The following is a 21,268-nucleotide window of genomic DNA, read 5'->3' on the forward strand; positions in this document are numbered from 1 at the left end:
CCGATACGTAGCACGCGTGGGCATCATGATGCTCACGAATGCGCACCACTCACCAAGGAACGAATATGAAAGCCGTCAGAATCGGTTCGCCTGCCACCGTCGATAGCCTGCAGGTCGTCGATCTGCCCGATCCCGGTCAGCCCGGGGCCGGGCAGATCCGCGTGCGCATTCGCGCAAGCTCGTTGAACTACCACGACTACGGCGTCGTCAGCGGCAATCTGCCGGCCGAAGCGGGCCGCATTCCGATGGCCGATGGCGCGGGCGTCGTCGAAGCGGTCGGCGCGGGCGTGCGCGAGTTCAAGGCCGGCGATCATGTCGTGTCGTGTTTCTTCCCGCACTGGGAAAACGGCTCGCCCGCAGTCGGCGATTTTTCGACCACCCCCGGCGACGGCGTCGACGGTTACGCGCGCGAAGTCGTCGTGCTGCCGAGCCACTACTTCACGCACGCGCCGGCCGGCTATAGCCACGCCGAAGCGGCGACGTTGACCACGGCGGGGCTGACCGCGTGGCGCGCGCTGGTCGTCGATGGTCAGTTGAAGGCGGGCAGCAGCGTGCTGGTGCTCGGCACCGGCGGCGTGTCGATCTTCGGCTTGCAGATGGCGAAGGCGATGGGGGCGTCGGTGATCGCGACGTCGTCGTCGAATGCGAAGCTCGCGAAGTTGCGCGAACTCGGTGCCGACCATACGATCAACTATCGCGACAATCCCGAGTGGGGCAAAGAAGTGCGTCACATCACGAACGGGCGCGGCGTCGATCACGTGATCGAAGTGGGCGGTCCAGGCACGCTGCCGCAGTCGATCACCGCATGCCGCATCGGCGGACACATCGCGCTGATCGGCGTGTTGACCGGCCGCTCTGGTCAGGTGCCGACCGCGCATCTGATGGCACGGCAACAGCGTCTGCAAGGTCTGATCGTCGGCAGCCGGCAGGATCAGATCGACATGGTGCGCGCGCTGGAGACGACCGGCATCAAGCCGGTGATCGACAGCACGTTCGAGCTGGCCAAGCTCGCCGATGCGTTCCGGCACGAGGCCTCCGGTGCGCACTTCGGCAAGATTTGCGTGGCGATCTGAGGATCGAATGCTCGCGCTCGGCCAGGCATGGCGCGCGCGAGCGTTCTAGCTCAAGGGTGCCTCGCGAGGTCCGCGAAGCAGATACGCGTCGCCTCGCAGGCCTGCGTGAACCCTTCGTCGTAACTCGTGAAAAACACCGTGCGCGTCGTGCCGAGCGTTTTGAACAACTCGGCGAGCACCGCGCGCGCGGACGCGTCGAGTCCGCCGGCAGGTTCGTCGGCGATCAGCACGCGAGTGTCGCCGAGCGCGGCCGCCGTCAGAAACACCTTTTTGCGGCTGCCATACGACATCTGCTCGAAGCGTTTGTCCAGATGCGGCGCGAGGCCGAAGCGTTCAGCGAGCGCGAGCACGTCGTCGGTCAGCGCGGTGTGTCGCGCCGACGCGATCTGCCGCAGATAATCACGGCCGGTCTGATCGGGCCAGTTCATGCTGTCTTCCGGCACGTACGTGAGCAGCGCTTGCGCGGCATGCGGCGCGGTGCGCAGCGGGTGTCCGCCGAGCCATACGGCGCCGCTGTCGGCTTCGAGCGCGCCGGCGAGGATCGCGAGCAACGTCGATTTGCCGCTGCCGGATTCATCGTTTAACGCGACGCAGCCGGACGTTGCGTCGAAGTGCAGTCCTTCGAACAGGACGCGGTCGCTATAGCGCTTGCTGAGGTTGTCGAATCGAAGCATGGGTTGGCGCGCAAAGGGCGATGTGAGCGCGGCGCAGGATTGCGCCGCATTTCGTGCGGGTAATTTCGCGCCAGTGTAGCAGCGCACGCCTGCTTCTTTTACGCCGTTACGCAGACGGCGATGCCTCCAGCAAAAACTCCACCATCCGATCGCACACGCGTTCGAACATCTGCGTGCCCGTCACGGTCGGGCAGCCGCGCGCGCGTGCGGCTTCGATCAGCGGCGTAAGCGGCGGTTTCGTTACGACGTCGCCGACGAAAGTCGTGGTCGGCAAGCGCGCGACGTCGATCGGCAACGGATCGCCCGCGCGCATGCCGAGCGGCGACGCGTTGACGACCACGTCGTACCTGGTCGATTCCAGTTCGGCCGCCGCGCCGCGCGCCGCGCCTCGGCCGAGCGCATTGAGCCGCGCGGTCAGCGAACCGGTGCGTTCGACGTCGTTGTCGCGCACGTCGAGCAAGCCGACGCAGCTCTGAATCAGCGCATGGCCGATCGCCGAGCCCGCGCCGCCGGCGCCGACCAGCAGCGCGCGTTTGCCCTGGAGCACGCAGCCCGCGGCGACCAGCGCCGCGACGAAGCCGGTGCCGTCGAACATGCCGCCATGCCAGCCGCCATCGGCGTTGCGGCGCAGCGTGTTGACGGCGCCGAGGAACGCGGCTTCCTCGGCGAGCGTCGCGCAATAGCTCGCGGCACTGAATTTGTGGGGCACTGTGATGATCACGCCGTCGACGTTGCGCATCGGCGCGACGCCCGCGAAAAACGCGGGCAGGTCCGCCGGCGCGACATGCGCGGGCACCACCAGCGCATCGCGGCCGGCGGAACGCAACGCGGCGGTCACGCCCGACGGCGAACGCACCTGCGCAATCGGATCGCCGACGATGAAATACACGCGCGTCGCGCCGCTCAGACCCGCGTCGAGCGACGCCGTGAACGAAGAGTTTCCAGCCGGCTGCATAGTCGAATCTCCTGAAAATGGGTGCCCGTTCGCATCGTGCCCGATGCCGGGCGTCATGTGTTGCCTGTTGTCGAGGGTGTTCAGAAAACTTTGCTTTTTCGCAATACTGGAATAGTATTCCAACAACAAAGCAAATTCTAGATATTGCGAAAAATCCGGAACCGCCGTCGCGACCGGATGCAACGCACGAGCACACGAGGAGCAGCAGATGGTGGAGACATTGAGCGATTTGCAGCAGAACGAAGCCTTCGACGTCGTGGTAATCGGCGCGGGCGGAGCGGGCATGTCGGCCGCGCTGTTCGCGGCGATCGACGGCGCGCGCGTGCTGCTGGTCGAAAGCACCGAATACGTGGGCGGCACGACCGCGTACTCGGCGGGCACCACGTGGATACCGAACTCGCCGCACGGCCCGTCGATCAATCCCGACGACAGCAGCGCCAACGCCGAGGGCTTTTTGCGCCGCGCGGTCGGCGAGCGCAGCAGTGAGGCGCTGCGTCGTGCGTTCCTGCAGGCGGGGCCGCGGGCGGTCGCGCTGATCGAGGCGAATTCGGACGTCAAGTATCGGGCGCGACCGTTTCATCCGGACTATCTGTCGGAGCTCGAAGGCTCGACGCTGCGCGGCCGCGCGCTCGAACCGCTCGCGTTCGACGGCCGCAAGCTCGGCCGTCACTTCGCGCTGATCCGTCCGCCGATCCCCGAGTTCACGGTGCTCGGCGGCATGATGGTCGATCGCGACGACGTCGGGCACCTGCTGAACATGACGAAGTCGTTCCGGTCGCTGCGCCACGCGGTGAAATTGCTCGCACGGCATGCGTGCGACCGCATCAGTTGGCCGCGCGGCACGCGTCTTGTGATGGGCAATGCGTTGATCGGCCGGCTGCTTTCGTCGCTGCTCGCGCGCGACGTCACGGTGCTCGTGAGCACGAAGCTCGAAGCGTTGCGCACGAACGCGAGCGGCGCGATCGACGGCATCACGCTGAGCCAGAACGGTCAGCGTCGGCAAATCTCGGTCACAGGTGGCGTGATTCTCGCGAGCGGCGGTTTCAACCGGAATCCGCAACGGCGTCGCGCGATGCTGCCGGGTGCGGACCTCACGTGGTGTCCGGGCGCGCCGGGCCATACCGGCAGCGCACAGGATCTCGCGCTCGCGGCGGGCGCGCGTTACGGGGAGGGCGCGCTCAGCAATGCGTTCTGGGCGCCGGTATCGATACGCCAGCGAGCGGACGGCACGACCGCGGTGTTCCCGCACTTCATCATGGATCGCGGCAAGCCCGGCATGATCGTCGTCAATCAGCAAGGACGGCGCTTTCTGAACGAAAACACGTCGTACCACCTGTTCGGCATCGCGATGCAGGAAGCGCATCGCAAGTCCCCATCGGTGCCCGCCTATCTCGTCACCGACGCGGATGGCCTGCGCAAATACGGGCTCGGCATGGTGCGGCCGGGCGGCAAGGGCCTCGCGCCGTTTCTCGCGGACGGCTATCTGACGCAAGCCGCGACGCTCGACGAACTCGCCGCCCAACTCGACATCGACGCGGCCGGTCTCGCCGACAGCGTCGCGCGGATCAACGACTACGCGAAGACCGGCGTCGACCCGGAGTTCCAACGCGGCATGACGGACTACCAGCGCGCCAACGGCGACGCAAACTGGCCCGGCCCCAATCCATGCCTCGGTCCGATCGTGCGCGCGCCGTTTTACGCGGTGCGGCTCTATCCCGGCGATATCGGAGCCGCGACCGGCCTCGTCAGCGACGACAAGGCCCGCGTGGTGAATCGCGACGATCAGCCGATCGGCGGCCTGTACGCCTGCGGCAACGACATGCAATCGGTGATGGGCGGTGTCTACCCGGCGCCCGGCATCACGCTTGGGCCGGGGCTCGCGTTCGCGTATCTGGCGGCGCGCGACGCGGCGACGCGCGCCAAAGCCGCGCGCAGCGATGCGGCGTCGTTCGTTGCGCGCGGCAAGACTGAGGCCGCGAACGAAAAGATCGTCTGACGAACCAGGGGCACGCCTGGTTCGAACGAAGTTAAGAAATGCAATGGTATTCAACAAATGCGACAGCACGGATTTTCCCAACCGACGAAACGAATGGCGATGATGCGCGAACCGATCCTCGAATGCGATGTACTGGTGCTGGGTTCCGGCGCGGCGGGACTGTCTGCCGCGGTGACGGCAGCCACGCGAGGTCTGCGCGTGATGGTGGCCGAGAAGGCCGACGTGTTCGGCGGCACGAGCGCATGGTCGGGCGGCTGGATGTGGATTCCGCGCAATCCGCTCGCGACGCGCGCGGGCATCGTCGAAGAATCCGAAGCATCGCGCACCTATCTGCGCAACGAGCTCGGCGCGCACTACGACCCCGACAAGGTCGACGCGCTGCTCGAACACGGTCCGGAGATGATCGAGTTTTTCGAGCGCGAGACGGCAGTGCGTTTTATCGACGGCAACCGCATTCCCGACTTTCATACGACGCCGGGTGCAATGACGGGTGGCCGCTCGGTCTGCGCGATGCCGTTCGATGGCCGCGAGCTCGGTGCGCTGATCGATCGCTTGCGTCCCGCGCTCGACGTCGTGACGCTGAAGGGCATGGCGATCGCGTCGGGTCAGGATCTCGCGCATTTCTTCAACGCGACGCGCTCGCCGCGCTCGGCCGTGCATGTGCTGCGTCGGCTCGCCGCGTTCGCGACAGACAAGTTCCGCTATGGCCGCTCGATGCATCTGGTCAACGGCAATGCGTTGGTCGCGCGTCTGCTGAAATCGGCGCATGACCGCGCGGTCGATTTGCGTACCAACGCGAAAGCGGTCGCATTGCTGCGCGAAGGCGGGGCCGCGGGCGGGCGTGTCACCGGGGCGCGCGTCGAGATCGACGGTGTCGCTCACGAGGTGCGGGCGGCGCGCGGCGTCGTGCTCGCGTGCGGTGGTTATCCGCATGATGTCGCGCGGCGCGCGCAAACCTTCGCGTATACGCCGTCGGGTCGCGAGCACTGGTCCGCCGCACCACTGACTAATACCGGCGACGGCATTCGTCTCGGCGAAGCGGTCGGCGCGCATTTCGACGCGTCGCTGGAAACACCGGCGGCATGGGCACCGGTGTCGTTGGTGCCGCGCAAGAGCGGCGAGGACGCGGTCGCGTTTCCGCATCTGATCGAGCGCGCGAAGCCGGGCGTGATCGCGGTCACACGCGAGGGTCGGCGCTTCGTCAACGAGGCGTCGTCGTATCACGACTTCATCAATGCGCTGATCGGCACGGCGCCGGCAGGCGAAGAAGTCTGCGCATGGCTGATCTGCGATCACCGCTTCCAGCGCCGTTACGGGCTCGGCTTTTCGAAGCCGTTTCCATTCCCGACCGCGCCATATCTGCGCTCCGGTTATCTGCGTCGCGCGAACAGCCTCGCCGAACTCGCAAGCCAGTGCGGCATCGATCCGCAGGGACTTCAAACGACGGTCGCCGCCTACAACAGCTACGCGAAGGACGGCTTCGATCCGCAGTTCCACAAAGGCTCGACGCCCTACAACCGCGTGCAGGGCGATGCACGGCACAAGCCGAACCCCTGCAACGCGCCGCTCGAACACGGTCCGTTCTATGCGGTGAAGCTGCTGCCCGGCAGCCTCGGCACGTTCGCGGGCCTCGCCACCGATGCCGCCGCCCGCGTGCTCGACGATGCGGGCCGGCCCGTGCCGGGTCTGTACGCGGTCGGCAACGACAGCGCGAGCATGATGGGCGGCTGCTATCCAAGCGGCGGCATCACGCTCGGACCCGCGATGACTTTCGGGTATCTGGCGGGGCTGTCGCTCGCCGGCGCGCCGCAGGCCGATGGTACGGTCCGTGCCGCGCGCACCGAACCCACTCCGAATTCCTCCATCCCGTCACAAGGACGCATCTGATGACTCTCTACGACCTCGTTACGCTCACCGTCAAGATCGGCGCCAACGCGCAGGTGTTCGAAAACATCCAGGCCCGCGGCGACGCGCCAGGCTCGAAGCTGCTCGGCTGCTGGTACTCCGATATCGGCACGCTCGGACAGGTGCTGGTGCTGCGCGGCTTCGATTCCGAAGCGTCGCTGATCGCCGAGCGCAAGCGTATGCTGCTCGAAGGCAATCCGTTCGGCTGCGGCGAATTCATCACCGACGTGAAGATCGACAGCTATGCGCTGTTCCCCTTTCTGCCGCCGATCGAGCCGGCCGTGCATGGCGGCATCTACGAGATGCGCGTGTACGGGACCAAGCTCGCGAGCCTGCAGCACACGATCGACGCTTGGGAAGAGGCGGTGCCCGAGCGCACACGGCGCTCGCCGCTCGTCGGCGCGATGTATGCGCTCGACGGCGCCGTGCCGCGCTTCCTGAACATCTGGCCGTATGCGAGCGTCGACGAACGTTCGCGGGTTCGCGCCGAAGCAGTGAAGGACGGCATCTGGCCGCCGAAGGGCGGCCCGGCCCATCTAACGACGATGGAGTCGACGATCTGTGTGCCGGCGCCGTTTTCGCCGCTGCGCTGAACTCGAGGAGGCCACATGACCCAGCCCAACTCGCGCGCGCTGTCGCTATCGGCATTGACGGTGCTCGAACTGAGCCCGCCGCAGATGGTCGAGTGCGCCGCGCAAGCCGGCTACGACTACGTCGGCCTGCGCCTCGTGCCCGCCACCGATCACGAAGTGCGCCACGACATCATTAGCCCGGGCGCATTGAAGCGCGAAACGCTCGCGCGTGTGCGCGACACCGGCGTCAAGGTGCTCGACGTCGAAATTCTCCGCCTGAAGCCGGACACCGACGTGCACGCATGGCTGCCGATGCTCGACACCGCCGCCGAACTAGGCGCGCGCTACGTGCTGGTCGCGGGCAACGATCCCGACGAAGCGCGCACCGCCGAGCGGCTCGCACAGTTATGCGAGCTGGCCGAACCGCGCGGCCTCGCGCCATCGCTCGAACCGATGCCGTGGACCGAAGTGAAGGACGTCACGCAAGGCGCGCGCATCGCGAAGGCGGCCGCGCGGCGCAACACCGGGCTGATCGTCGATCCGATTCACTTCGATCGCGCGGGGACGTCGACGGATACGTTGCGCGCGTTGCCGCGCGAGTACTTCGGCTACGTGCAGTTCTGCGACGCGCCGGCCGAACGGCCGACCGATCTCGACACGCTGCTGTTCCAGGCGCGTTGCGAGCGCCTGATTCCGGGCGAGGGCGGTCTCGATCTCGCCGGCATTCTGCGCGCGCTGCCCGACGATCTGCCGATCAGCCTCGAAGTACCGATGCAGCAATGGGCGCAAACCGCGTCCGCGCTCGAACGCGCACGCAAGCTGCGCGAGGCGACGCTCGCTCTGCTCGAACGGACTTACACGGCGACGCCGTCATCCATCACATCATGACGTAAGTACGAACCGCAGTTTCCCCCGGCTGGTCCTTCAAGAAAGCGCACGGCAAAGAGGCGCGAGGGACCGGCTTGCGCAATCGATCACGATAAAAGTTCTGGAGACAGCAGGCATGGAACCTTCAAACAAGGCGCCGCGGCACGGCACGTCCGCGTCGCGCGCACTCGACGTGCAGCAGTGGCTCGACGAGCGCCGTATCGGGCGCTTTCAGATTCTCGTATTGCTGATGTGCATGTTCATCGTCACGCTCGATGGGCTCGATACCGTGATGGTCGGCTTTATCGCGCCGGCGTTGTCGAGCGCGTGGGCGATTCCGCGCGATGCGCTCGGCCCGGTGATGAGCGGCGGGCTGCTCGGCCTCGCGTTCGGCGCACTGTGCGCGGGGCCGCTCGCGGACCGCTTCGGCCGCAAGACTGTGATGACCTCCGCGGTGCTGTTCTTCGGCGTATGGAGCTTTGGCGCCGCGTTCGCGACGAACATCGGCGAGCTGACCGTGCTGCGTTTTCTGACCGGCCTCGGCCTCGGTGCATCGATGCCGAACGCGGCAACGTTGATGGCCGAATACGCGCCGCAGCGCTGCCGCGCGTTGACGGTGACGACCGTGTTCTGCGGCTTCACGCTGGGCGCGGCCGGCGGCGGCTTCATCAGCGCATGGCTGATCGCCGCGTACGGCTGGCAATCTGTGCTGATTCTCGGCGGCGTGCTGCCGGTGCTGTATGTGCCGTTGATGGTTCGCTGGCTGCCCGAATCGGCGCGCTTTCTCGCACTGACGGAGACGCGGCGCGAGCGGCTCGTCGCGGTGCTGAACCGCATCGAGCGCGGGATCGCCGATCACGCGACGCGCTTCGTCGTGCCCGCCGTCGCGCAGCAAGCATCGAACAGCGAGCGCAGTCCGGTGCGGCTGATCCTGTCGCGCGATTACGCGTTCGGCACCGTGATGCTGTGGATCTGCTATTTCGCGGGGCTGCTGACGGTGTACCTGCTCGGTAGCTGGCTGCCGACGCTGATTCGCGGTGCGGGCTTCACGCTCGGCGAGGCGGCGCTGGTCGGCGCGCTGTTCCAGGCGGGCGGCACGATCGGCTCGCTCGCGATCGGCTGGCTGATGGACCGCTTCGACGCGCACCGCGCGCTCGGCGCGACCGTGTTCGCGGGCGGCGTGCTCGCCTGGGCGATGGGGCTGCCGGGCCACGGCCTCACGATGATGGCCGTGCTCGCGTTCTTCATGGGCTATTGCATGAACGGCTCGAACACTGGGTTCTGCGCGCTGGCCGCAAGCTCGTATCCGACGCCGATGCGCGCGACCGGCACCAGTTGGATGCTCGGCATCGGCCGCTTCGGCGGGATCGCGGGCGCGATGCTCGGCGCCGGCATGCTGCACGCGAACTGGGGCTTCAGTCAGGTGTTCACGTCGCTGGCCTTGCCCGCGGCGGTCGGCGCGGCGGCGGTGCTGCTGAAGGGCGCGCGGCATCGCGGGCCGCTGCTGCGGGTGAGCGCGGGCATCGGGCATTGACGGCGCCGGGAACCGGCGCCCGCCCCGCCCTTGAATTCCGATGTGGAATCATGTTCTCATGTGGGATTCGAATCGAATGAGAGCGGATCATGGCGGGGAATCTCGAGCGGGCGCTGGCCATCATCGAATTGCTGGCGAAGCAGGGCGGCAGCATGCAGCTGGCCGCGATCGCCGACACGCTGAATATTCCGCGCAGCGGCACGCATCGGCTGCTCGCGGAACTGAGCGACGAAGGCTACGTGCGGCAGGATGAGCACGGCGAGTACGTGCTTGCGCTAAAGCTGGTGTCGCTCGGACTGATGTGGCTTTCCACGGCCGGGGTGCTCGATATTTCGCAGCCGGTGCTGGATCGGCTCGCGAGCGCGTCGGGTGAACTCGCGCGCCTGGGCGTGATCGAGGATGATCACATCACGTTCGTCGGCAAGGCGCAGGGCGCGCGCTCCGGGCTGCGCTACGACCCGGACATGGGCAGCAGTCCGCCGCTGCATTGCACCGCCAGCGGCCAGGCATGGCTCGCATCCATGAGCGACGAGGAAGCGCTCGAACTCGTGTCGCGCCAGGGCGGCATCGGCAAGGCGGGGCCGCGCGGGCCGAAGGCGCCGAAGACGATCCAGCAGTTTTTGCAGGACCTGGCCGGTGCGCGCAAGCGCGGCTACGGCATCGCGAGCGAAACCTACGAGGCGGGCATGACGTCGATGGCGGCGGCGATCCGCCATCCGGTGACGGGGCTGGTGGTCGGCACCGTCAGCCTCGCGGGGCCGACGAGCCGCCTGCCGGACGCGCGGCTGAAAGAACTCGCGCCGGCGCTGCTCGAAGCCGCGTCGGACATGAGCACGGCGACCCTCAGCTCGCCGTATTTCAAGCGCGCGCCGCGCGTCGCGCCGCCGGTGGAGGTCGTGCGGCCGGTCGAGCCAAAGCGCAAGGGGCGGCCGCGCGCGGCTTGAGCGCTGCCGATCCCAATCCATCCGCGAGTTCCGCGATCTGAAGCGGCGGGCAGCGCACCAGCTCGTCCGCCGCTTCGCGCAACCGGGCAATCCCGCGCGACTAGTCGTTTCAGCAGGCAAAGACGGCCATACCGGTCGGCTTTTTGCACGCCCGCGCCCAATTTTGAGACGCATGGTCAAGCCACGCCAATAAACTGCGCTAACGTCACGTTCAGATTGCAGATTGCTTTCGATTTGAGCAATCGATGCAGCAAGGTCATCGGGCCAACAGGCAGGACGCGGGGAGCGAAGATGAGCCTTACGGGCAGGCAAACAGCCGCGCAACGCGGCGGGCGGCTTCCGGCGAGATTCGCGGATAGCCATTTGCAGCATCTCGAGAGTGTGCTCGGCTACGCGACGCGCAAGCGCGCGACGCGATCCGGTGAACTCGACCGCGTCTATTGGGAGCGGCGCATTCGCGCGCTCGAAGATACACATCATTTGATCGACAGTCAGCGCACGCGCATCGCGAAGCTGCGCGACATGTTGCGCTTGCAGACGCACGCTAGCGTCGCGCGGCGCACGGCGGCCTGAAATGTCGGGGTTGTCCGCGAGGACCGAAAGAAGTGCAGTGGAGGAGAGAACCGTCGACGCCGCTCGGCGCCGACGTCAAAAAAGCAGAACCTGAGAGAAAGGTGGCGATGACGCGAATGGGCCCGCAGAGGCCCGTCGCGCATCCGCCCGGTATGGCCGCCGAATTCAAAATCCCGATTTAATCGCGCGCCATTTTTCAGATCAATTATCTCTTTCTAAACAATCGCCCTGTGGCCAGTAAATCTGACTGATTTTAATTGGGGTGCGGTTAGATTAGCCATTTAAAAACACGCGCGGCTTTTTACGCTGATAAACTGTGCGCCGGAGCCAATGCGGCGACGCCTTTCGCGCGTTCGCCGCATCCCACTTCCGGCATGTCGACGGCCGGATAGGCGGTAAAAATAGGCCTTTTCCGCGAATTTGACAGACGCGTACCCCGGCAACTGCCTTCGGCGAACGCGGCTCACCGGGACGCCCATCTCGGCGTCCTTCTGGATTGTCCTTTAAGCCACGCGCCCCTGTGGCGCTTCGCCTCAGCCGATTTTCCGAAGACTCCAACTTTCGCTTTCGACAGGTAATTTTGACGGACAGCTTGATTAAGTAAGGGCTGGTTCAAGTCCTCATTTGGAAATAACTCATGAAGCCGGGAAATACTTCGCTTGGGAAAAAGCGCGCACGCAAATTTGCGGTGGCGGCGGTGGCGGTGCTGATCGCGGTGCTGGTCGGTTGGAGCGTCTGGTATTTCCAGCATCGCGCCGAGCCGCAGGCGCCCGCGCTGAGCGGCATAGCCAGCCAGATGCGTGACGATGCCTCCGCGTGGACGCATCAAGAAAAAGATGCGTCGACGATGCTGCGCGACATTCACGATGCGAATGTCGCGGCGATCGGCGTGAGTCCCAGCGCGATTCTGGTGTCGCTGCGCGACGGCTCGAAGTACTTCGTCACCGATCACAACGCCACCTTCTCGCACGCGCTGTTGCTGGGCGAGCGCTCCGACGCCGCCGCGTATCAGCTCGTATGGCTGCCCGACGTCGACATCCACAGCGACGGCGCGCGCTGGACGCAACTGTTCGACCAGTTCCGGGACGCGCTGAGCGTGCTGCTGCCGCTCGCGCTGATCGGCGGCATGGCGTGGTTCATGCGGCGCGAGATGAAGGGCGGCGCGACGCTGCTCAGCGAAACGCCGACGCTGCGTTTCGACGATGTGATCGGCGCGAACGAGGCGAAGGCCGCGCTCGCCGACATCCGTGGTTACCTGTCCGATCCGAAGCAGTTCTCGTCGCTGGGCGTGCGCGCGCCGTGCGGCATCCTGATGGTCGGCGCGCCCGGCGTTGGCAAGACGCGGCTCGCTCAGGCGCTGGCCGGCGAATGCGGCGCGAACTTCATTTCGATCACCGGCAGCTACTTCAGCGCGAAGTACTACGGCGTCGGCATCCAGAAGGTGCGGCACCTGTTCGAACTCGCGCGCAAGAACGCACCGACGGTCATCTTCATCGACGAAGCAGACGGTCTCGCGAAGCGCACCGATACCGGCGGTGGCCCGGTCGAAGCCGAAAGCAACCGGATCATCAACCAGCTGCTCGCGGAGATGGACGGCTTCGAATCGAACGAGGGCGTGATCGTCGTGGCCGCGACCAACCATCCCGACAATCTCGACGAAGCGTTGCGCCGCCCCGGCCGTTTTGATCGCACGGTGCAGGTGCGTCTGCCGGATCGCGAAGACCGCGCGAAGATTTTCCGTTTCTACGCGCAGCGGCTGAAGTCGAAAGCGGCGGATATCGATTACGACCAGCTCGCGCGCTTGACGACTGGACTGTCGCCGGCCACCGTCGCGATGGTCGTGAATCAGGCGGGGCTGATTGCGCGCAAGGCGGGCGATAACGAAATCGCCGCGAAGCACTTCATGGAAGCGATCAAGATCGCGCGCATCGGCGACGTGAGCGGCGCCGAGCGCGCGCTCACCGAGGACGAGCGCAAGCGCATCGCGGTGCATGAGGCGGGTCACGGTCTGGTCGCCGCGCTGCTCGGCACCGGCGTGCTCGAGGAAGTGACGATCCTGCCGCGCGGCGGCGCGCTCGGTGTTGCGCTGATCACCAAAGCGCAGGACAAGCACCTGTACCGCGAAACGGAGATCCGCAACGAAATCCAGGTGCTGCTCGGCGGACGCAACGCGGAGATTCTGATGTTCTCGGAAGCATCGAGCGGTGCCGCGTCGGACTTGCAGGAGGCCTCGCGTATCAGCCTCGACATGGTGTCGAAGTTCGGCTTCAACAGCGACGGCGATCTGTTCAGTCTCGCGGCGCTGCCGTCGCAGTACGCGGGCCTGCAGATGAAGAGCGCAATCGGGCATGCGAACGTGCTGCTCAAGGAGCTCAACGAACTTTGCTACGGGCTGTTGCACGCGTACGAGCCGGTACTGCGCGACATTTCAGAGCAGTTGCTCGAGCACGAGACCGTGCCCGGCGATACCGTCTATCGGCTGATTGCCGAGCACAAGAGCACGTTGAAGATCGTGCATGAGCCCGCGGCGGCCTGACGGTCGCTCCGAAGCGCTACGCAAAGTCGGACGGTCCGGGATCGGGCACGCCCGGCGGCGCCCCGGTATCACCCAACGGGTCGCCGCTTCCTGTGCCGGGCTTGTTCGGCTCCGGTGCGGGGGTTTCGCCTTTTTTCGGCAGAGGCTGGTCGAGGCCCGGTTCGACCGGAGTGGGGATTGCATCGCCGATCGGCTTCGAGACCTCGGCGGGTGGACTGCCGGGAGCCTCGTCCGCCGGGCGATCAGGCTCGCTCGGGGAGTTCGCGGTGTTCGACACAATGCTCTCCAGTTTGCTGAAGGTGAACCCTCGAGCAGCAAAGCGCGTGCCACGCTCCCGTGGCGCGCACGTTTAAAGCAGGCGTTCTTCTATCGTTTGGCCGGTTCGCTCCCGCGGAGTGCACCGGGTGAAGAGCGGGCGGGTGAGGCCGAATCATGGTGTGATCCACGTAGACGCAACATCGGCGCCTCGATCAGCCGCCACGACAGCAACGCAATGCCTAGCGAAATCGCAAACGATGCGACGACGCCAAGCATATGTGCCCACATCGGCACGGTGCCGCCGAACAACGCTTCGGCGTGACGGTTGCGGGTCAGATCGGGGATCAGGTTGTGATACAGATAAAAGCCGTAACTGATACGCCCAAGACCGGCGAGCCAAGGGGTCTGCAGCAGAGCCATCACGGCAGCATTGCGGCAACACGCAATCGAAGCCACTAGCGCCGCGATACATAGCCCGTACGTTGCGCTGATCGCGGTAAACAGCAACGGATCATCGAGCATGTTCCATCTCGGCTCGGCCGCGCACAAACCGATCACGGCGAGACTCAGCGCGAACAGCGTCAGGCCATGACCCAGCCAGGCACGCACCCGGCCGCGATCGTCCGCGATCACCAGACCACCGATACCGCCTAACGCGAGCAGCCAGACATTGCTCAACGGGTGCGTATAGATCGTGATCTGATCCCAATGCGCGGCGCGCATCGCGAACAACGCAGCAAGGCCGAGGGCCACGATCGCCCAACATGCCGCTCGATGTCGCCGCGTGGCGAGCAGCAGCAAAAGCGGCGCAACCACGAGATAGAACTGCTCCTCGATCGCGAGGCTCCACAAGTGCGAATAGCGGCCCGGCCAGTAGCGCAGCACCGAGCCGATCCAGAAATTAGATAGATACGCGAAATGAAACGGCATGCCGCTCGCGAGTTCCGGATTCGCGAGGTCGAATGCCATCAGCGCGCACATTACGACGAGCATCAGGTAATAGATCGGAAAGATGCGCACGGTACGGCGCAACAGAAAGCGTCCGAGTTCGACACCGAAACGGCTGTCGCGCGATTCGATGCGCGCGCGCTGCGACGACAGGATGCCGATGATCAGAAAGCCGCTCAGCGCAAAGAAGATCCACACGCCGAGATGCCCGATTTCGCCGATGTCGCCGAATAAACGATGCTGCAGAAATACCATTAGCACGGCGATGGCGCGCAACCCGTCGAATCCGGCAATTCTGTTTTTCATAAACCTCTATTCGCAAAGCGGCTGAAAAGCACGAAAACATCGTACGGGGAAAAAATGCGAAAAAAATCGCAGCGCGCGTTCGATGGTTTTTTTTCGAGGCTTGCGTCCGCCAGTCAATGCAGGCGTCCCTGTTTCGTGCATGAAAAGCCGCAAAACTTTCCGCGCGTTCGTTAACGACGCACCGAGTATTACCAGTCGCCAACGACTCGATTTCAGACAGGCGATGCGGGGGAACGAATAAGCGTTTCGTAGTTCGCACGACATTGGCCGCTGAAGCGTGGCCCTTCACGTTCTTGCGTGCCGCCGGCGCGCATTCTTCGAGAAGACGAATGGAAACATCTGGCCGTGGTCGTGGACGATCGGTCGAAGTCGATTTCTTTCGCGGTGTCGTGTTGATCGTCATCGTGCTCGATCACATTCCCGGCAGCGCGCTATCGCATCTGATGCTGCACGCGTACGCGTTGTGCGATTCAGCCGAGGTGTTCGTATTTCTCGGCGGCTATGCATCGGCGGCGGCGTATACAGCGGTGCTTGCGCATCGCGGCGAACACGCGGCGCAACTGCGTTTCGTCAAACGCTGCTGGGAGATCTATCGCGCGTATCTGTTGACGGCGATGCTGATGCTCGTGTCCGGCGCGGTTCTCGCACGGCTCGATCTGAATCGGGCGATGGTAGAAATGACCGGCTGGCCACCGTTCGCGCTGCAGCCGTGGCGTCAGGCATTCGATATCGCGCTGTTACGACGGCAGCCGTATCTGTCCAGCGTGCTGCCGATGTATGTGCTGTTCGCGCTATGTGTGCCGGTGATGGTGCCGCTCGCGCGCCGCTCGGTATCGCTCGCGCTTGCCGTGAGCCTTGCGGTGTGGGCCGTCGCGCGGCCGCTTGCCGCGTTATTCAGCATTGACGATGTCGCCGACTGGGCTTTTAATCCGTTTGCCTGGCAGCTGATGTTCGTGCTTGGCATGCTATGTCGTGTGCAGCCGATCAGCGAACGTTTTCATGCGAGCTGCGCCGCGCAGTGGCTCACGCGCGTGGCGGTCGTCGCAGTGCTTGCCTTCGCGATCGTCAAACTTTTCGTGCTGACGCAGCCTTTGCCCGGCACGCACAAACAGAATCTTTCAGTGGAACGTGTGATCAATTTCATCGTCATCGCGTGGCTCGCCGCCCAGTTCGTGCGGACGGGCAGCGTCGCGTGGCTCGCGAAGCAGCTGCCCGCCGTGGTGACGGTCGGGCGCGCCGGGCTTGTGTGCTTTGTCACCGGCACGCTGGTGTCGTTGATCATCGACACGGCGACGCCGCACACGTTTCATGGTTTTAGCGCGGTGCTGGTCGGGCTCGGCGGCGACCTCGCGGCGATCGGCGCGCTGCTGATGATCGCGCGCGGCTGGAGCGGCTGGAAGGGGCAGCAGCCGCGCGCGCAGGCGAAGGGCGCGGGTTGCGGATGACACGACGCGAGCGCCGTGTGCGCATCACGACTACGATGCGCACCACGCGCAAGCTCGTTGGACTCGCAACCGTGGTGAGCGTCGTCTTGCTCGCGTGGCTCGCGATACATCGCACGGCCGCGCAGGCCGAAGAAGCACCGTTCGCGATGCACTGCGCGGAGTTCGCGGGCGCGGTGCTGTCGCCCGAACTGATCGAGATGCCGACGGCCGGCGCGCTAATCGAAAGCGCGGCGATGATCGGCGCGACCGCGCAGGGCAATCAGCAAGGCGGCGAGTATTGCCGCATCACGGGCCGCATCAAGGCACTGAATCCGACGACACCCGACATCCGCTTCGATCTGAATCTGCCGCGCCGCTGGAATGGCCGCGCGTTGCAGATCGGCGGCGGCGGGTACAACGGCGTGGTCGTCAGCGGCACCGGTGTGATGCCGTTCTCGCCGGATCGCGCGCCGCTCGCGCAAGGCTATGCGACGTTCGGCGATGACTCGGGGCATGTCGGCGATTCGTCGCTCGCGGAGTTCGGTTTCGTCGATGAAGCGGTGACGAATTTCGGCTACGCGCATCTGAAGAAAACCCACGATGTCGCGCTCGCGTTGATCGCGAACGCGTACGGCAGGCCGCCGCAGCGCATGTATTTTGCCGGCGGCTCGACGGGTGGCCGCGAAGGCTATACGGTAATGCAGCGTTTTCCCGACGACTACGACGGTGTGATCGCCAATTCGCCCGCGTTGAATTTTTCCGGCGTGCGGCTGATCGGCGTGAAGCTCGGTCAGGCCGAGTACGCCACGCCGGGCGGCTTCGTGCCGCCGGCGCTGCTCGAAAGCGTCTATCAACGCACACTCGAGGTATGCGACCGGCTCGATGGCACGGCGGATGGCATCGTCAGTGACGTCGAAGCCTGCCGCGCGCACCAGGCGCAAATCATCGATTCGCTGCGCTGCGCGCTAAGACCTTCATCACACGATGCGTGTCTGACCGACGCGCAATTGGCCACCTTGCTGGTGATGCGCGATGGGCTGTCGCTGCCGTATCGGCTCGCGTGGGGCGTAAGCGGCTATCGCGGCTACAACGTGTTCCAGGGCACGCAACTGACCGGTGCGCTCGGGCTTGCGCATCAATCGGGGCGTCAGCCGGCGCCGACGTTCTATGCGAACGGCTACCTGTTCACGCAAGGCGACGGCTATCTGCGCTATTTCGTCGCGCGCGACGCGAACTTCGATTCGTTGACGTTCGATCCGCAACGGCCCGGCAAATATCGCTCGCAACTAGTCGCGCTGTCGGCCACGATCGGCTCGATGAACCCGGACCTGTCGCGCTATATCGCCCACGGCGGCAAGCTGATCACGCTGCAAGGCCTCGCCGACGAAGTGATCAGCCCGAACCAGACGATCGCGTATCACGACGCGCTGGTCGCGCGTTTCGGCAAGGACGAGGTCGATCGTTTCATGCGGCTCTACATGGTGCCGGGGTTTCAGCATGGCAACGGCGTGTTCATTCCCTCGGTCGATCTGCTCGGCGCGCTCGACGCGTGGGTCACGCGCGGCGTCGCGCCCGAAACGCTGACGGCCACCGATCTCGCCGCGGCGACGAATGGACGTTCGCGGCCGCTGTGCCGCTATCCCGGGTTTCCGCGTTTTATCGGCAAAGGCAATGTAAATCTGGCGAGTAGTTTTGTCTGTGCGCAGCCTTGAGGTGTGAGTCGTCGCAGCGCCTGCGTGGACGAGCGAGCCGCGCAAAAAAACGGCGACGCGGCAACTCGATGCCGCGTCGCCCGGTGAAGCTCAACGGCCGTTACTGCCCGTTCTGCATCCTGCCGTTGTTCATGTCGTTACCGGTTCCGCTGCGCATGCCGTTGTTCATGTTGTTGCCCATGCCGCCTGTCGAACCACCGGTCGCCGGGCTATTCGGGCTCGCGCCCGTGCCGGTGCCCATCCCGCCGCCGGTGCCCGTCACACCCGGCGAACCATAGCCGGAGCCGGTGTTGCCCGGCGTGCGGACCGAGCCCGGGCCAACGCCCGGAGTGGCCGTACCGCCCGCGCCGCCCGTCGTGCCGCCGCCGGCGCCGATCCCCGTGCCGGTGCCCCCCGCGCCACCGCCACCGCCGCTCATGCCGCCGGCAGCACCGCCGCCCGCGCCTCCCGCACTACCGCCGGCGCCCGCGCCGGCAGCACCGCCCGCCTGCGCGTAGACGCCACCCGACAACGCCATCACGAGCGCGGAAGCAAAGATCGTCCTGGTCATGCGTTTCATGATTCATCTCCACGAAAAGGGTTGGTGTCATGTGAACCTCGCAAGGGGTGTGCCTCGGGGTTCATCGGCCGATGATCGACGAGACCGCCGCAATGGCGCGCGTGCTCGACGCTGAAACGGTGAGCCGGCGAGCGAACTCGCGCGCAACACGCTGACGTATGGCCGCGGCGGCGACGTCTACTCCTGCACGGTGCAACGCAATGGCCGCATCGGTCCGCGGCTCGCCTTCATCGAACAGGGTCCGGGAATTGCTGATCTTCAGGAGGCGTTGACCGACGGTTTCACGAGCCGCAACGGATTGGGCGTGGGTCTGGGCGGCGCGCGGGCATTCTCCTACGGACACGCCTTTTCATGACCGATGCGAACGCGAATCTGATCCTCAACGTCGACGACAACGAAGGCGCTCGTTACGCGAAAACGCGCATCCTGTCGCGCGCGGGCTTCATCGTGATCGAGGCCGGCAACGGCGCGCAAGCGATCGAGCGCGCGCGCATTTCGCAGCCGGACCTCGTGCTGCTCGACGTCAACCTGCCCGATCTGAACGGCTTCGAAGTGTGCCGCCGCATCAAGGCCGCGCCGGAGACCTCGGGCGTGCTCGTGATCCACACGTCGGCGGCGGCGGTGCAGAGCATGGACCGGGTACGCGGCCTCGAAGGCGGCGCGGACAGCTATTTGACCGAACCGATCGAGCCGGCCGAGTTGATCGCGCAGGTGCGCGCGCTGCTGCGCGTGCGCCGCGCGGAGGGCGCGTTGCGCGAGAGCGAAGAACGCTTCCGGCAGATGGCCGAGAACATCGACGACGTGTTCTGGATGCTCGACCCATCGAGCGCGCAGTTGCTGTATGTGAGCCCCGCGTATCGGCGTCTGTGGGGCGATGCGGCGCACCAGCCGACGCCGACCGGGCGCCACTGGGCCAACCACATTGATCCGCAGGACGAGGCCGCGGTCGAGACCGCGTATCGCGCGCTCGCCACCGGTGTCGCGTACGAGATCGAATACCGGATCGTGCGGCCCGACGGCGAGACGCGCTGGGCCGTCGAGCGCGGCTTTCCGGTGCGCGACGCGCGCGGGCACATCTACCGGCTCGCCGGCATCGTCAACGATATTTCGGATCGCAAGGCCAACGAGATGGCGTTGCGCGACGCCGATCGCCGCAAGGACGAGTTCCTCGCGATGCTTGCGCATGAGCTGCGCAATCCGCTCGCGCCGATCCGCAACGCGATCGAACTGCTCGACCCGAGTCGTGCGCCATCGCAGCAAAGCTTCGAGGCGATGCGCGCGGTGATCGGGCGACAGGTCAAGCATCTGAGCCGGCTCGTCGACGATCTGCTGGACGTCGCGCGCATCACGCAGGGCAAGATTACGCTGCGCCACGAAATCGTCGAGCTGGCCGCCGCGCTCGAAGCAGCGATCGAAACCGTGCGGCCTGCGTTGAATCGCAAGGGCCATACGCTCACCACCGATCTGCCCGCCGAGCCGCTGTTCGTTGTCGGCGACGGCGTACGGATCGCGCAGGTGCTCGGCAACGTCTTGTCGAATGCGGCGAAGTACACGCCGCAGCGCGGCGACATCCGCATCGAAGTCCGCGAAGCGGGCGATGACGTGCTGATCAGCGTACGCGACAACGGCGTGGGCATCGACGCCGAAACGATCCCGCACATCTTCGATCTGTTCGTGCAATCGGAAATCTCGATCGAACGTTCCGAAGGCGGCCTCGGCATCGGCCTGCCGCTCGCGCGTACGCTGGTCGAGTTGCACGGCGGCGGGATCGAGGCGTTTTCGGCGGGACCGGGGCGCGGCAGCGAGTTCGTCGTGCGATTGCCGCTGACGCGGTTGGCCGACGCCGAGCAAGCGTCGACGGCCGCGCCCGAAGCCGTGCCGAATAACTGCGGCGAGGCGCTGCGTGTGCTGCTGGTCGACGACAGCGTCGATGCGGCGCTCGCGTTGTCGCTGGTGCTGCAGGCGGACGGGTACGACGTGCGCGTCGCGCACGAAGCCAACACCGCGCTCGAACTGGCCGCGCACTTCCAGCCGCAGATCGTGCTGCTCGACCACGGCCTGCCCGGCATGGACGGCTTCCAGCTCGCGCAGGAGATGCGCCGCCGTCCGATCACCGTCGACGCGCTGCTGATCGCCGTGACCGGCTATGGCCAGGCCACCGACCGGCAGCACTCGCGCGAGGCCGGCTTCGATCATCATCTGGTGAAGCCGGTGTCGGTCGAGGACATCCAGAAAGTGATCGCAAGCCGCTTTCGGGGCGCGCAACACAGCGCGTCGGCGTAAAAGACCGCGGACGCGCGTCGCGCGCGCCGGATGACCGCGCCGGGCCTCGGTCTGCATCGGAACCCATCAGTAAGCCGAACCATCTCGCGCCGCGGCGAATGCGCGGCGGCGTCTCCGTGCTCTGCACGCTTTCTCACTTTCCATTACAT

Annotated in this window: 18 protein-coding genes; 12 read left to right on the forward strand and 6 right to left on the reverse strand. The window is 65.6% G+C overall.

Annotated features, from left to right (window positions below; all coding sequences use genetic code 11):
• The first annotated feature begins 65 nt into the window (after positions 1-65).
• On the forward strand, positions 66-1,073 hold the full coding sequence (locus BC1002_RS16755) for a zinc-dependent alcohol dehydrogenase family protein (protein WP_013091184.1): 1,008 nt from the start codon (positions 66-68) through the stop codon (positions 1,071-1,073).
• Positions 1,074-1,123: 50 nt separating this feature from the next.
• Here BC1002_RS16755 and BC1002_RS16760 read toward each other — a convergent pair whose 3' ends face one another.
• Together BC1002_RS16760 and BC1002_RS16765 are read right to left on the reverse strand one after the other, a co-directional pair.
• The gene (locus BC1002_RS16760) at positions 1,124-1,747 is read right to left on the reverse strand and encodes an ABC transporter ATP-binding protein (protein ID WP_013091185.1); all 624 of its coding nucleotides are present in this window, start codon (positions 1,745-1,747) and stop codon (positions 1,124-1,126) included.
• Between the two features lie 106 nt (positions 1,748-1,853).
• Positions 1,854-2,702 (reverse strand): shikimate dehydrogenase family protein, encoded by an 849-nt coding sequence (locus tag BC1002_RS16765; protein WP_013091186.1) that lies wholly within the window; start codon positions 2,700-2,702, stop codon positions 1,854-1,856.
• 208 nt (positions 2,703-2,910) lie between these two features.
• On the opposite strand from BC1002_RS16765, the gene BC1002_RS16770 reads away from it, so the two are divergent.
• The 8 genes from BC1002_RS16770 (at position 2,911) to BC1002_RS16805 (ending at position 13,629) form a co-directional block, all read left to right on the forward strand.
• Positions 2,911-4,698, forward strand: a complete 1,788-nt coding sequence (locus BC1002_RS16770) for an FAD-dependent oxidoreductase (protein WP_013091187.1) — start codon at positions 2,911-2,913, stop codon at positions 4,696-4,698.
• A gap of 99 nt (positions 4,699-4,797) precedes the next feature.
• Positions 4,798-6,585, forward strand: coding sequence for an FAD-dependent oxidoreductase (locus BC1002_RS16775; protein WP_041735276.1), 1,788 nt, complete (start codon positions 4,798-4,800; stop codon positions 6,583-6,585).
• Positions 6,585-7,196, forward strand: coding sequence for an NIPSNAP family protein (locus BC1002_RS16780; protein WP_013091189.1), 612 nt, complete (start codon positions 6,585-6,587; stop codon positions 7,194-7,196). Before BC1002_RS16775 ends, BC1002_RS16780 begins: the two co-directional genes overlap by 1 nt.
• Positions 7,197-7,211: 15 nt before the next feature.
• Positions 7,212-8,063, forward strand: coding sequence for a sugar phosphate isomerase/epimerase family protein (locus BC1002_RS16785; RefSeq protein WP_013091190.1), 852 nt, complete (start codon positions 7,212-7,214; stop codon positions 8,061-8,063).
• A 115-nt stretch (positions 8,064-8,178) separates the two neighbouring features.
• Positions 8,179-9,576: an MFS transporter gene (locus BC1002_RS16790; RefSeq protein ID WP_013091191.1), complete on the forward strand. Its 1,398-nt coding sequence runs from the start codon at positions 8,179-8,181 to the stop codon at positions 9,574-9,576.
• An 89-nt stretch (positions 9,577-9,665) separates the two neighbouring features.
• Complete coding sequence (locus BC1002_RS16795) at positions 9,666-10,520, forward strand: IclR family transcriptional regulator (protein WP_013091192.1); 855 nt, start codon at positions 9,666-9,668, stop codon at positions 10,518-10,520.
• 363 nt (positions 10,521-10,883) lie between these two features.
• Entirely contained in the window at positions 10,884-11,093 is a 210-nt protein-coding gene (locus BC1002_RS16800) for a hypothetical protein (protein ID WP_157874706.1), read from the forward strand.
• A gap of 637 nt (positions 11,094-11,730) precedes the next feature.
• Positions 11,731-13,629, forward strand: coding sequence for an ATP-dependent metallopeptidase FtsH/Yme1/Tma family protein (locus tag BC1002_RS16805; RefSeq protein WP_013091194.1), 1,899 nt, complete (start codon positions 11,731-11,733; stop codon positions 13,627-13,629).
• A gap of 16 nt (positions 13,630-13,645) precedes the next feature.
• Here the strand turns inward: BC1002_RS16805 and BC1002_RS16810 are convergent, their stop codons facing one another.
• Together BC1002_RS16810 and BC1002_RS16815 are read right to left on the reverse strand one after the other, a co-directional pair.
• Positions 13,646-13,906, reverse strand: coding sequence for a hypothetical protein (locus BC1002_RS16810; RefSeq protein ID WP_013091195.1), 261 nt, complete (start codon positions 13,904-13,906; stop codon positions 13,646-13,648).
• A gap of 89 nt (positions 13,907-13,995) precedes the next feature.
• The gene (locus tag BC1002_RS16815) at positions 13,996-15,141 is read right to left on the reverse strand and encodes an acyltransferase family protein (protein WP_013091196.1); all 1,146 of its coding nucleotides are present in this window, start codon (positions 15,139-15,141) and stop codon (positions 13,996-13,998) included.
• Between the two features lie 329 nt (positions 15,142-15,470).
• Here BC1002_RS16815 and BC1002_RS16820 point away from each other — a divergent pair, with 329 nt between their 5' ends.
• Positions 15,471-16,586 (forward strand): OpgC domain-containing protein, encoded by a 1,116-nt coding sequence (locus tag BC1002_RS16820; protein WP_013091197.1) that lies wholly within the window; start codon positions 15,471-15,473, stop codon positions 16,584-16,586.
• A gap of 35 nt (positions 16,587-16,621) precedes the next feature.
• Positions 16,622-18,277 carry a tannase/feruloyl esterase family alpha/beta hydrolase gene (locus BC1002_RS16825; RefSeq protein WP_420798789.1) on the forward strand — a complete coding sequence of 552 codons (1,656 nt, stop codon included), beginning with the start codon at positions 16,622-16,624 and terminating at the stop codon, positions 18,275-18,277.
• A gap of 100 nt (positions 18,278-18,377) precedes the next feature.
• Here the strand turns inward: BC1002_RS16825 and BC1002_RS16830 are convergent, their stop codons facing one another.
• Both BC1002_RS16830 and BC1002_RS16835 read right to left on the reverse strand, forming a co-directional pair.
• Positions 18,378-18,836: a hypothetical protein gene (locus tag BC1002_RS16830; protein WP_013091199.1), complete on the reverse strand. Its 459-nt coding sequence runs from the start codon at positions 18,834-18,836 to the stop codon at positions 18,378-18,380.
• A 61-nt stretch (positions 18,837-18,897) separates the two neighbouring features.
• Positions 18,898-19,179 carry a hypothetical protein gene (locus BC1002_RS16835; protein ID WP_041734884.1) on the reverse strand — a complete coding sequence of 94 codons (282 nt, stop codon included), beginning with the start codon at positions 19,177-19,179 and terminating at the stop codon, positions 18,898-18,900.
• A gap of 8 nt (positions 19,180-19,187) precedes the next feature.
• On the opposite strand from BC1002_RS16835, the gene BC1002_RS16840 reads away from it, so the two are divergent.
• Complete coding sequence (locus tag BC1002_RS16840; RefSeq protein WP_013091200.1) at positions 19,188-21,119, forward strand: hybrid sensor histidine kinase/response regulator; 1,932 nt, start codon at positions 19,188-19,190, stop codon at positions 21,117-21,119.
• Positions 21,120-21,268: the final 149 nt, after the last annotated feature.

The organism is Paraburkholderia atlantica (assembly GCF_000092885.1).
GTDB classification, from domain to species: Bacteria; Pseudomonadota; Gammaproteobacteria; order Burkholderiales; family Burkholderiaceae; genus Paraburkholderia; species Paraburkholderia atlantica.